Source organism: Weissella viridescens (assembly GCF_001437355.1).
In the GTDB taxonomy this organism is placed as follows: Bacteria; Bacillota; Bacilli; order Lactobacillales; family Lactobacillaceae; genus Weissella; species Weissella viridescens.
Genome location: NZ_JQBM01000002.1, coordinates 377,469 through 389,090 on the forward strand (window position 1 = coordinate 377,469; position 11,622 = coordinate 389,090).

9 protein-coding genes and 1 pseudogene are annotated in these 11,622 nt (G+C 39.1%); 6 read left to right on the top strand and 4 right to left on the bottom strand.

The genetic code is table 11. The features are described from left to right. Positions 1-66 precede the first annotated feature (66 nt). Entirely contained in the window at positions 67-411 is a 345-nt protein-coding gene (locus IV50_RS04430; RefSeq protein ID WP_057745649.1) for a YisL family protein, read from the top strand. 43 nt (positions 412-454) lie between these two features. On the opposite strand, the gene IV50_RS04435 is transcribed toward IV50_RS04430, so the two are convergent. Both IV50_RS04435 and IV50_RS04440 read right to left on the bottom strand, forming a co-directional pair. Continuing rightward, positions 455-1,240 (bottom strand): sulfite exporter TauE/SafE family protein, encoded by a 786-nt coding sequence (locus IV50_RS04435; RefSeq protein ID WP_057745652.1) that lies wholly within the window; start codon positions 1,238-1,240, stop codon positions 455-457. A gap of 69 nt (positions 1,241-1,309) precedes the next feature. Continuing rightward, entirely contained in the window at positions 1,310-2,563 is a 1,254-nt protein-coding gene (locus IV50_RS04440) for a peptidoglycan bridge formation glycyltransferase FemA/FemB family protein (protein WP_057745655.1), read from the bottom strand. A gap of 308 nt (positions 2,564-2,871) precedes the next feature. Here IV50_RS04440 and IV50_RS04445 point away from each other — a divergent pair, with 308 nt between their 5' ends. The 3 genes from IV50_RS04445 to IV50_RS04455 all read left to right on the top strand — a co-directional run bounded on the left by IV50_RS04445 (position 2,872) and on the right by IV50_RS04455 (position 8,800). Next, positions 2,872-4,122 (top strand): peptidoglycan bridge formation glycyltransferase FemA/FemB family protein, encoded by a 1,251-nt coding sequence (locus tag IV50_RS04445; protein WP_057745658.1) that lies wholly within the window; start codon positions 2,872-2,874, stop codon positions 4,120-4,122. A gap of 255 nt (positions 4,123-4,377) precedes the next feature. Further along, positions 4,378-5,577 (top strand): cation:proton antiporter, encoded by a 1,200-nt coding sequence (locus IV50_RS04450; RefSeq protein ID WP_057745661.1) that lies wholly within the window; start codon positions 4,378-4,380, stop codon positions 5,575-5,577. Positions 5,578-5,989: 412 nt separating this feature from the next. Beyond that, positions 5,990-8,800 carry a phage tail tip lysozyme gene (locus IV50_RS04455; protein WP_057745664.1) on the top strand — a complete coding sequence of 937 codons (2,811 nt, stop codon included), beginning with the start codon at positions 5,990-5,992 and terminating at the stop codon, positions 8,798-8,800. A gap of 29 nt (positions 8,801-8,829) precedes the next feature. Here IV50_RS04455 and IV50_RS04460 read toward each other — a convergent pair whose 3' ends face one another. Both IV50_RS04460 and IV50_RS04465 read right to left on the bottom strand, forming a co-directional pair. Further along, complete coding sequence (locus IV50_RS04460) at positions 8,830-9,267, bottom strand: threonine/serine exporter family protein (protein WP_082626059.1); 438 nt, start codon at positions 9,265-9,267, stop codon at positions 8,830-8,832. Further along, positions 9,267-10,009 (bottom strand): annotated as a pseudogene (locus tag IV50_RS04465) (threonine/serine exporter family protein). Before IV50_RS04465 ends, IV50_RS04460 begins: the two are co-directional and overlap by 1 nt. Positions 10,010-10,164: 155 nt before the next feature. Here IV50_RS04465 and IV50_RS04470 point away from each other — a divergent pair. Both IV50_RS04470 and IV50_RS04475 read left to right on the top strand, forming a co-directional pair. Next, positions 10,165-10,680, top strand: a complete 516-nt coding sequence (locus tag IV50_RS04470) for a DUF1836 domain-containing protein (RefSeq protein ID WP_057745666.1) — start codon at positions 10,165-10,167, stop codon at positions 10,678-10,680. A gap of 113 nt (positions 10,681-10,793) precedes the next feature. Then, positions 10,794-11,594 (top strand): LicD family protein, encoded by an 801-nt coding sequence (locus IV50_RS04475; RefSeq protein WP_057745669.1) that lies wholly within the window; start codon positions 10,794-10,796, stop codon positions 11,592-11,594. Positions 11,595-11,622 lie beyond the last annotated feature (28 nt).

The window sequence follows — 11,622 nt, forward strand, 5'->3', positions numbered from 1 at the left end:
TACTAATTTTATTTTCTAAAGTGTTATACAATGAGAGGTGAGAAAAAATAAAGGTGGATAATCAAAATGATATTTGTTTGGATTCATTTAATTACATGGGTAGTATTATTCGTTGTTGTGAGTGTAGCGCTTTTTTCACGAAATGAAAAATTGAGTAAAATTAATATGACGGTTGCGCGCCTAGGGTACTTGTTTGCAATTGCTAGTGGCCTTATGCTTGTGCCATATGCATACAACGAACATCCTGGACTAACAATCCTGAAGGTTGTGGTTGCAGTCGTATTGATTGGATTAATTGAAATGGGCTTTGCGCGTAAACAACGACAAACATTGCATACACGGGTTGCTTTTATCATTATGTTACTGATTTTAATTGTGGGATTATTTGGTATTTATTTAGCAAAAATTTAGAAAGTAAAAAAGCGTCCGAATTAAATTTCGAACGCTTTTTTATTTAAATAATTTGTGAAAGATTGTAGAGATTCAATAAAATAATTCCAGATACCATGATGATGAATAGTTTCTGAATCACATGGTTCGGTAAGCGTTTGGCTAAGGCTGATCCAAGGAGACCGCCAATAATTGCTGCCGGAATAATGTACATCAAAAGATTCGTCTTATATCCAGAGAAACCATGTGTTTTTACGCTCAGTGACAGTAAGGATGCTGCTTGAGAGAAAAAAATGATAACCAGAGAATATAAGTTAGCAGATTTAATCGGTGTACTGAACATGAAAACGAGTAAGGCGGTATTCATGGGGCCACCACCGATACTTAAACCACTTGAAAGTGTTCCGAGACAAAGTCCAGTAAAGAAATAATAGTAGGGTTTCTTTAGTGTGAGGTTGGCATGGGGCCAAAGGCTATTTAATAAGATAATAATCAGGACACCGATGGTGATGACAGTTTGACCAATAGAAACGACTTTGAGCGAGGACGCATATCTAATGAAGGTTTGTAAAATTTCACCACCTAATAAACCACCTAGGATAGATCCAGCTGCCAAAACTAAACTCGTTTTCTTATCAATGTTAATACCGGAACGTGTTTGGCGATAGATTGAAACAATCGACATGGTTAAAACGGCGACAGTTGAGAAGAAATTAATATTGTTTAAATTGTCCTGATTAATAAAGTCCATGGCAGGCTTGATAATAATACCGCCACCCATTCCCGAAACAGCACCCAGAGTATTCGCGAAAATGATAATTAAGATGTAAATAATCGTAGTTGATGACATAGTAATCCTTATTAATGGAAGTTATCCATAACATTCGTATGATTCACAGGGCACGGTGTGAAGACCGGCTTAGTCTGTTCCCTTAATCTTTTTACCAAGACGGTATAATTGGTACTTAAATCCTTGTACTGGTCGATCGAAAGTACCGACTTTTTGTTCAACATGACCATTGAACTTGGTTTTGAAATTCATGACACCATCTGATCCATCGAAGCGGCCGTCAATACCAAGGAAGTTATAGCGATCAATGCCAAGGTCATGGGTCATTTGAATCATATAATCTTGAATCTGATGTGGACCATAGAATTCACCATATTGTTCATATGAACCCGAGAAGAGATAATCAACTTCTTGTGGTGTAATCATAAATTGGGCACCGGCTAATACTAAGATATCTGAATTCTTTTCAGCTTGTAGTTCAACGATGTTGGCACGGCGTTTAGTGTGATTGTCACGTTGCTTATTTAGATCGGCTAATTGCTTATTGATTCGGCCTGCGTTACCGCCATTTGCTAACTTTTCTTCTAGGTCAGCAATTTTTTGGTTTACATCGACTAATTTTTCATCTAAATTGGCGATGTATTCAGGGAAATGTAACTCAGCAACGACGAATTTTACGCGTTCGCCAAAATCGTCATAGGTTGTCTCGAAATAGTCGAGATCTTTTGTGTGAAAATTGCGGCGGATACTTGTGTCATCTAAAATCTTTTTGAAGAGAGGCAATTCATCACGGCCTAATTCGCGGACGTGTACACCAGTGGCTTGCTTCTTCAATGCTTGTTTCACCATCTTGTGGTAAGACTTATGAATGTCATCGGCACTCATGCCAGTTAAGTCCTTTACGTATTGCCATGGGACAGCTTGCGTGTCAGTCATGCCATAAAGAAATGGCTCGTGCTTGTAACCTAATTCAGTCATTTTATGCATAACGGTTTCATCAGGCTCTGAGAGTGGCGTGCCTTCATCATCAAATTTCTGGTAAATCGTGTTGGGAGAGACGGTGATGAACATGATGTTGTGCTTCTTTGCGTAATCTTGTAGTTCAGCAAAGAAGGTGTCAACAAGCTTATCAGCATGCCAATCATTGACAACTGGACCATATTCCAAATTGTATTTCACGCCTAATTTAACTGATTGCTTCGTCAATAGCGAACCAATCAAGATGTTGTTATCGTCGTCAACTAAACCAAGAATGAGAGGGTTGTGTTGACGGTGGTTAAGTAATTGATATTGTTGACTGCTTTGCGTAAAACTTGCATCGGCATTTTGATCAACAAAGGCATTCCAGTCATCCAATCGTGTGGATAAATCGACAAATTTCATAAGTTAGTCTCCTTATAATTTGTTATGTATTTTGAGTTAACACTAACAGTGGCAATTTAAAAAATATATCATTATTTACTATAGTATAGTTATACAACTTTCACAAAGTTTTCACCCTGATTATAAGAAAATTTAAAGCAATCAAGCTCAAATGACGTCAATGACTCTAGATTCACATAAATAAAAAATATGTTAAAATGATTGACGACGCATACATGTTGGAAAAATCATAGGTATTGCCTATGTGGCCAAAAAATGAACGCGAGTATGTCGCTACCAATACCAAATTGATAAGGATACGCATTAAAATGAATAAATTTAAATTTGTGGAGTTAACGCCTGCCGAATGGGCACCATTTGAGCATAATCAACCGAATGGTGGGATGTTACAATCAATCGAACAATATGAATTACTAAAAGACCGTGGCGCCGAAGCTAAGATTTTGGGCTTAAAGCATGATGGCAAGTTAATTGCCGGTGCTGTCGTTACCTTTAATGCGATCCGCGGAGGTAAGGAAGTCTTAATTAACCATGGACCAGTTCTTGATTACGAGGATCATGGACTTTTGCACACTTATTTAGAACATTTAAAAGCCTATGCAAAGCCATTGGGTGGGCTATACATCAAATTTTCACCAAACGAAGCGTATCAGATTTTTGATAATGAAGGTCATGGTGTTGCTGATCCGAATGAGATGCTTTTAAATCGCATTGAAAAAATTGGCGCGATTCATTTACCTTTTGATAAGGGAATGACAGCGACGAATGTTGCTAGTTGGATTTACGAAAAGGACTTACGCCAACTGAATGATGAGACGCTAACTGCAAGTTACGCTCCTGATGTAAAATATTATTTGAAAAAAACGCAGCAATTTGGCGTGAAGTTACGTGAATTGACACGAGAAGAGTTACCCGCCTTTAAGGCCTTAACTGAAGACACAGCTAAGCGCGTTGGTTTTGCGGATAAGCCCCTAGAATTCTATCAAATTTTCTTTGATGATTATGGAGAACGTGCGCATTATGTCGTAGCAGAAATCAATTTTGTTGACTATATCAATAATGAAAAAGATGTCATTGCAAAATTGGATGAAAAGTTAACCAAGTTGGGCGAACGGTTGGCTGTGAAGGAAACCAAAAAAAATCGGGGACAATTCAACGAGTTTACCGATCAAAAACAACAACACCAAAAACGTATCCAAAAAATTATGGATATGTTTGGCGAACAAGTCCCAACGGATGATGTGATTATTGCTGGGGCCTTGTTTGTCGAGCAACCCCAAGAAATGTCATACTTATACTCAGGTATGTACGAGCAATATAAAGAATTCTTTGGTCCATATCTGATTCAAGACACTATGATGCGCAAGACGATTGCAGCGGGCTTACCAAAGTATAATTTCTTGGGTATCTCTGGTGAATTTGATGGTAGTGATGGCGTCTTTAAATTTAAGAAAGAATTTAATGGACAACCGGTGCAAATGCTAGGTGAATTTGAATATCCAATTCGACACCTAAAGCACAAAATGTACAAGTCACTCAAACGTATTTTAAATCGATAAATAAACTAAGCCCGCTACGGTAAACGTAGGGGGCTTTTTAATATGAAGAAAGTCTAAAAAATAATGATATTATTCAACTTACTTAAAGTTAAAAAAATTGAATAATATTAGCTAATACCATTACGTGCTTGGTAAATACATGTTAGTATAGTATTAGAGAAATATTATTTGTAATTTTAATTTTACACTGTGAAGTTGTAATTTTATCAAAAGTGAACTGTTAAGTTTGGATTTACATAAATTGGAGGTAGTTATATGAGTGAAATGGGCATGATTGCCATTATGTTACTAACAGCGTTACTTTCGGGAACGTTGTTTAGGAAAATGGGGTTGCCGTCTGTTGTTGGACAGTTGGTAGCGGGAGTGATTGTTGGACCAGCGGTATTAAACTGGGTTAAACCAACCAATCACATCGAGTTTTTAGCGGAAATTGGGGTAATGACCCTGATGTTTATTGCGGGACTTGAAAGTGATTTGCGCTTACTAAAGCGATATTTAGTTCCAGCTATATCGGTTGCTTTCTTTGGTGCGTTACTACCAGTAGGTGCTTTTTATTGGTTCGGGACATCAGTGCTACATGAGTCAGTGACGATGTCAATTTTCTTTGGAATTGTCTTTGCGGCCATGTCAACGTCAATTACGGTTGATGTTTTAAAGGAGTATAAGCGCTTAAAGACCAAGAACGGTCAAACGATATTAGGGGCGGCCATTTTTGATGATGTTTTCGCGATTAGTTTGCTGTCAGTATTTCTGGTATTTGCAACCAAGGGCGCTACAACAGGTGGCCACGGTGGTTCATCACACGGTATTGCGGTTACGCTAATGCTACAAGTTGCTTTCTTTATTTTGGCATTTTCAATTATTCGCTGGGTAGCAACACCAGTCATGCACTGGTTTGAAAAATTAGATTTCTCATATAGTGAAATTTTAGGCGCTTTCATCATGCTCTTTAGTTTGGCTAGTTTAGCGGAACTCTTTGGGTTGTCAGCGATCATCGGAACATTCTTCTCAGGTGTGGCCATCGCTGAAACAAAGGTCGCACATAAAGTCGAAAAGGCTTCTAATGTGGTGTCATATACATTCTTTATTCCAATTTTCCTTGTATCAGTTGGATTGAATGTAAAGTTTGACAGTATTATGGATTACTTACCAATGATTATCTTTGGTACGGTCATTGCGATTCTTTCAAAGGTTATCGGAAGTGGATTTGGAGCCAAAATTACGGGATACAGCTGGCTGGATTCGGCAATTATCGGTACCGGAACTGTGCCACGAGGTGAATTCTCAATTGTTATTGCACAAATGGGACTTGCTGCAGGGGTGATTGACGATGAGGCCCAAGGGATGCTTTTGATTATTATTATCTTAGCGACGATCATTGGTCCGTTGATGTTGCGTTATCTATTTAAGTTTGACCATTCAAATGAAAAACATCCAAGCAAAGCAAAAGCATAATTGTTAATTTTAAAAAGCTGTTTTTGGTTCATGACCAGAAATGGCTTTTTGCATATAATCTAAAATCAAAAAATGATTATTTATTTGATGTTTTACGGTCTTTTTGTTTGTTATTTCTTATTTATTTGATGTTTTACGGTCTTTTTGTTTGTTATTTCTTATTTACTTAAATTTTTAGCTTGTCTTAACGAGGGTGTATAACGGAAAATGATTTTCATAAAGCTCTAATATAGTCGTGAAAATCCCATAGGTTAGCGTGATTTTGTTGCTCATTTTAAATGATTGACGTTGTAAAAGTTATACGGTAAAATTAAGAATATTAAGAAAACCTTATGAAATTAAATAAATATAAAGAATTTAGCAAATATCCCCCAAACAGAAATGTTAAAAAAGATTATCAGAGGATCAATTTATGACGCGTATGAAGATGTATAAAAGTGGAAAGTTCTGGGTCAGTTCAGCGGTAACAGCGCTTGGAGCAACCAGTGCGCTCTTAGGCGGTTCAAGTACACAAGCCCATGCCGACGTGGCGAATGATCAACAAGTTGCTCAAGCAACTGAACAAAATAAAACGGCGGCTGCACCAAGTGCTGCGGACGTGCAAGCCCAAATCACTGCGGCAATGAACACAAATCCAACTAACGTACAAGTTGATACTGCGACGCAAACACCAGTGAGTGCTGCTGAGGCAATGGCCACAGCTAATGAAAAACAGACGTCAACAGAAGGACCAGCCGCGGTTAATGTGAACCAAGATGTTGATTCAGTCCAAGAAAATCAAACTGAAACTGATGCTGCGCCGGATAATCTAGCCGATTCGTCATCTGATGTGACGACAACTGAAGAGGGGTCAAGTGATTCGGTTGAACAACCAAGTGAACAAACTGTCGTTGATGACAAGTCGAACCAAGCACATGTAATTGAGGATACGACGTCGGAGGTAGCTCCCAAGGTCAAAGAGCCTACGCCAGAAAAAAACAGTAAGCCTGACACGTCAACTGGGGATAAAACTTTGCCTGGAGTAAAGACCGAGACAGCTGATAAAACGGTTACGCCAAAGCAAATCACACCAAAGACGACTACGCCCAAGGTAGCTGATAAGGTGGAAAAGCAAGTTTCTTCAAAAAAGACAAATAAGACAGTTGCGACGCCGAAAAAGGAAGCCAAAGGTGCGACTGTTTTGACGGCAACGCCAAAGTCAGTTAAGGCAACACAATATTATAATTATTCCGCAACCCAAAAAGCGAATGCTGAATTCTTATACCGTTATTTCTCGGCTCGTGGATGGACACGTAGTGCTATTGCGGGAATGTTGGGTAATATGACTGTTGAAAGTTATTTGTTGCCTGATATCACTGAAATCGGTGGCGGTGGCGGATATGGATTGGTGCAATGGACACCGGCTAGCAAACTGATTAATTGGACACGTGCGAATGGCTTGGATTATCGAACACTTACCGGTCAAGCTGCACGAATTCAATACGAAATGACGCACGGTATTCAATTCTATCCATCATATACAAGTAGTATGACGGCAGCGCAATATATGAAGAGCAATGCGTCAGCATATACGTTAGCAATTGTCTTCTTGGCAAATTATGAACGTCCGTATGATAGTAACCAACCGGAACGTGGTAATATTGCCATGTACTGGTATAACTACCTTGGTACGATTAATTTATCAGACAATACTAACAAACCTGCACCAAAACCAACACCGAATCCAACGCCAAAACCACAAGCTAAGAATGGCTATGTGTGGGAAGGATCAAACCTTTATTACTATAACAACGGAAATAAAGTTAGTGGCTTGCGGACGTATGGTCAAAATGGTTTAGAGTACTATCACCCAACTACCAAAGCGCAAGTGCGTAACCAACAAGTACGGATTGGAACGGCCGTTTATTACTTCAATGGTGAAGGAGATGCCATTACTGGGTTCCGCAAGTTTGGCAAAAACTCGGTTGAATATTATGCGCAAAACCACAAGCGTGTGTCTAACACGTATGTTCAAACCGGACAAACTTATTACTACATGGATGGGAATGGTCAAGCTACGGCTGGGTTGCGTCGCTACAGTAAGACCGGTTTGGAATACTATAATCCAACGACGCGTCTACAAACGCGCAATAACTACGCTAAGGTTGGAAATAATTACTACTACTTTAATGGTGAAGGTGATGCCGTAAGTGGTTTCCGTAAGTATGGAAAGAATGGTTTGGAATACTATAACCCGACCACACAAATTCAGACGCGTAATAATTATGTCCAGTCTGGAAAGAACTTCTATTACTTCAACGGTGAAGGCGATGCCGTAAGTGGTTTCTGCAAGTATGGGAAGAATGGTTTGGAGTATTATAACCCAACTACGCACATCCAACAGCGTAATAATTATGTACAATCTGGAAAGAACCTCTATTACTTTAATGGTAATGGAGATGCTGTAAGTGGTTTCCGTAAATATGGAAAGAATGGTTTGGAGTACTATAATCCAACGACACATATCCAACTACGAAATAATTATATGCAATCTGGAAAGAACGTCTATTACTTCGGTGCTAATGGCGATGCCGTAAGTGGTTTCCGTAAGTATGGAAAGAATGGTTTGGAGTACTATAACCCAACCACGCACATTCAACAACGTAATAACTATGTGCAAGCTGGAAAGAATCTGTATTACTTTAATGCAAATGGTGATGCTATCACTGGTTTGCGTAAATACGGGAAGAATAAGTTAGAATATTATGATCCTAAGAGTTATATTCAAGCCCGAAATCAAACAATTACGCTTGGTAAGCAGAGCTATTACTTTGGTAGTAACGGGGATGCAGTTGCTGGAACAATCAAGCGCAATGGCAAAATTGAATTTTACAATCCATCAAACTATACTCGCCGTAAGACACCTGGATACGTTAAGTTAGGCAATACTTATGCTTTCTTGGATAACAACGGCTATGGTGTTACGGGATTGCGTCGCTATGGTAAGAATGGTTTGGAATATTACTCACCAAAAACAGGTCTACAAGTACGTAACGGTCACGTCAATGTGAATGGGATTGTTTATTACTTTAATCGTGAAGGGGATGCCATTAACGGCGTTCGAAATTTGGGTAATGGGTACATTGAATACTATGTGAACCATGCCCGTGTGCAAAATAAAACCATGAAGGTTAACGGCGTTATGTATCGTTTCGATGCTAATGGTCGCGGTAAGCGCATCTAAAAAAAGCCTCGTCAGTTGACGAGGCTTTTTTAGCGCTTTGGAAAAGTTAGTTTAAAAAGTATTTCACCAACAATGAAGCCAACGGCCAATGCCGTTGCGATAAGTAAAACTGAAATGATCTCTGACCCAGCTTGGTGACTACCCAAGGTTAAATTTTTCATCCCCATAGCAGCCATACCACCTGGTACTAATGAAACCAGACTTGGAATATAAATCATAGTGACCGGAGTTTGATACTTTTGTGCAAAAACATTCCCTAAATAACCGATGACAATGGTGGCAATAAGGTTTTGCCAAACGATGTGTTGCGAATATAGTCCGAAAATACAATAGGCTAACCAAGAAGCGGCTCCCGTCAGGCCGGCTGGGATTAGCGCACGTCGAGGGATATTTGTTAATAAACCAAAGCCGAATGAAGAAATAAATCCAAAAGCAGTTTCTACGAAAAGCTTAATCCATGGTTGCATTAGTGACACACCTCAATTGCTAAAATCACACCAAAGGCAATGGCGCCGGCGACAAAGAAAGCATATGTGATACGTACGATTCCAGAAATAATTTCTTTTGCGATAATTTCACGAATTGCGTTAGTAATCGCAACACCGGGTACGAGTGGCATGAGCGAACTAATAATTATATTATAAAGGTTGTCGCCGATGTGAAATTTGACGAGTAAACTAGCTAGTAAGCCAATTGTGAAACCACCAACTACTTCAGAAATATACGGGAAATCATAGTAGTTTGTAATTTTTTACTGAAAATGAAGGCCAGTAACCCGACGAAAAAACTCAAACTAAGGTCGGTCCAAGTTGCTTTGAATACCAGCATTGGAGCCATTGAAACGAGACCGGCGCCAAGTACTTGTAACCAGAAAGGTGTTTGAGTGACGGTTTGATCGAGGTCGATAACTGCTTGATTAAATTGGTTAAAATTGATTTTCTGTTGTGTAAAGTCACGTGAGAGTTGGTTGATTGCATCGACTTTCTTAAGATCATAACCACCCATTTTAGGCTTAATGAATAGAGTATCGGTTGATTCATTAATCGAAATGAAAATAGCTGTAAGTGTTGAATAACAGACAATGGGTGTTTGAGCGGCTTTACCAATGTGTTCAATTGTATTTTCAATGCGAAAAGTTTCAGCGCCGCTGTTTAAAAGCAGATTACCAACTTGGCTGCAGGTTGCTAAGAGTTCTTTTTCAGTAGGCATAATTGATATCCGTTTCTATGAGGAGTTAGCAATTAACAATACAGGTATTATATCCTGAATCGTGCAGTATCAGTCCAAAGAATGGTAAAAAATTGAGTTTCGAATAGCAATAAGGTAATATCTAGTTATGAAGACTAGCTGATGAAGGGGATAACATGACAAATACGAAACTAAACAAATGGGATGACTTTAAATTGCCCAGATGGGATACCCTACCTGGTATTGATTTATATCTTGATCAAGTCATTGAATTAATTAATGGGTACTTAGCACCCGTAACGCCAGCCGACGAGAAGAAAATCTTAACCGCATCAATGCTTAATAACTATGTTAAGCAGGATTTGATGCCCGCCCCAATAAAAAAGAAGTATTCACGCCAACATTTAGTTTTTTTAATTGTGATTACGTTGATGAAACAAACATTTACATTGAGCGAAATTAAAAGTGTGCTGACCGAAGCATTAGCGCATCAATCAATTAAAGCCTTTTATGACGCTTTTTGTGATAAACAAGAAAAAGCGTTGCATTTTGTTGAAAACTTTCAAACAACTGAATCAGAAATGGCGGCAGCGCAACCGGATGCGCAGCTAGAGGAGTTGGTCACAATGGCGATTTCAACTAGCCTTTACAGCAAGCAATTGATTGCTGATTTAATTGGGACAGAAGAATAGTGCATTAGCGTACTGTGTGACGTTTTGTTTGGAAGGGGTTCTTGCAACTGGTATAATAAGTAGACGGGTTGCGTTAGCAACAGCCAAATAAACGACTAAGGAGCAAGGAACCCATGGTAGAACGTTTAAAAACCGAAACCGTCCACGCCGTGATGCTTGAAATGCTGAACGATGTCGCGACTTTTGCAAACGAACACGACTTAAAGTTATTTCTATTAGGTGGAACGCTATTAGGCAGTGTCCGCGATGGTGCTTTGATTCCATGGGATGACGATGTTGACGTGGGTTTCATGCGTAAGGATTATAATCAATTTTTGGCAACGTACCAGCCAAGTAATCCACGGTTTGAGCTACTAACTGAAACGAATCCGAAAAGCCTGGTTCCTTATTTACGAATCGTTGATCGACAAACACAGGCAGAATCAGACTATTATGAGCAAACCCATGGCATCTTTATTGATATTTTCCCCATTGACGCATTTAATAAAAAATCATGGCAATTAAAGTGGTTTTTTGTGAAGCAAAAGGGATTAAATATTTTGCGCAATGTCGGTCGCTCAACAGATCGTTATCCAAGTGATGCAAAACTTGTTGGTTTAAAACGTGTGTTAAAAATGTTATTGCCACATCTTTCGGCCCATCGTGTAGCGCAAAAACAAAGTAAGATGGCACAAAAATTTGCTCAAGGTGCCCAACAGCCAACGCAAGCCGGCGTCTTAAATGGGATGTATGGACCGAAAGAAATTTTTCCGGTGACCATGTGGCAAAAGGCACATCAAGTGACATTTGAAGGGATGCCGGTTTGGCAACCAGATAATGCGGATCAATATTTGACCCAATTCTTTGGTGATTGGCGTAAACCAGTAAAAAATATCGATAAACATGGCAGTTTTTATTTAAAGGAGAAAAAATAATGATATATGCACAAGTAATGGCGGGTGG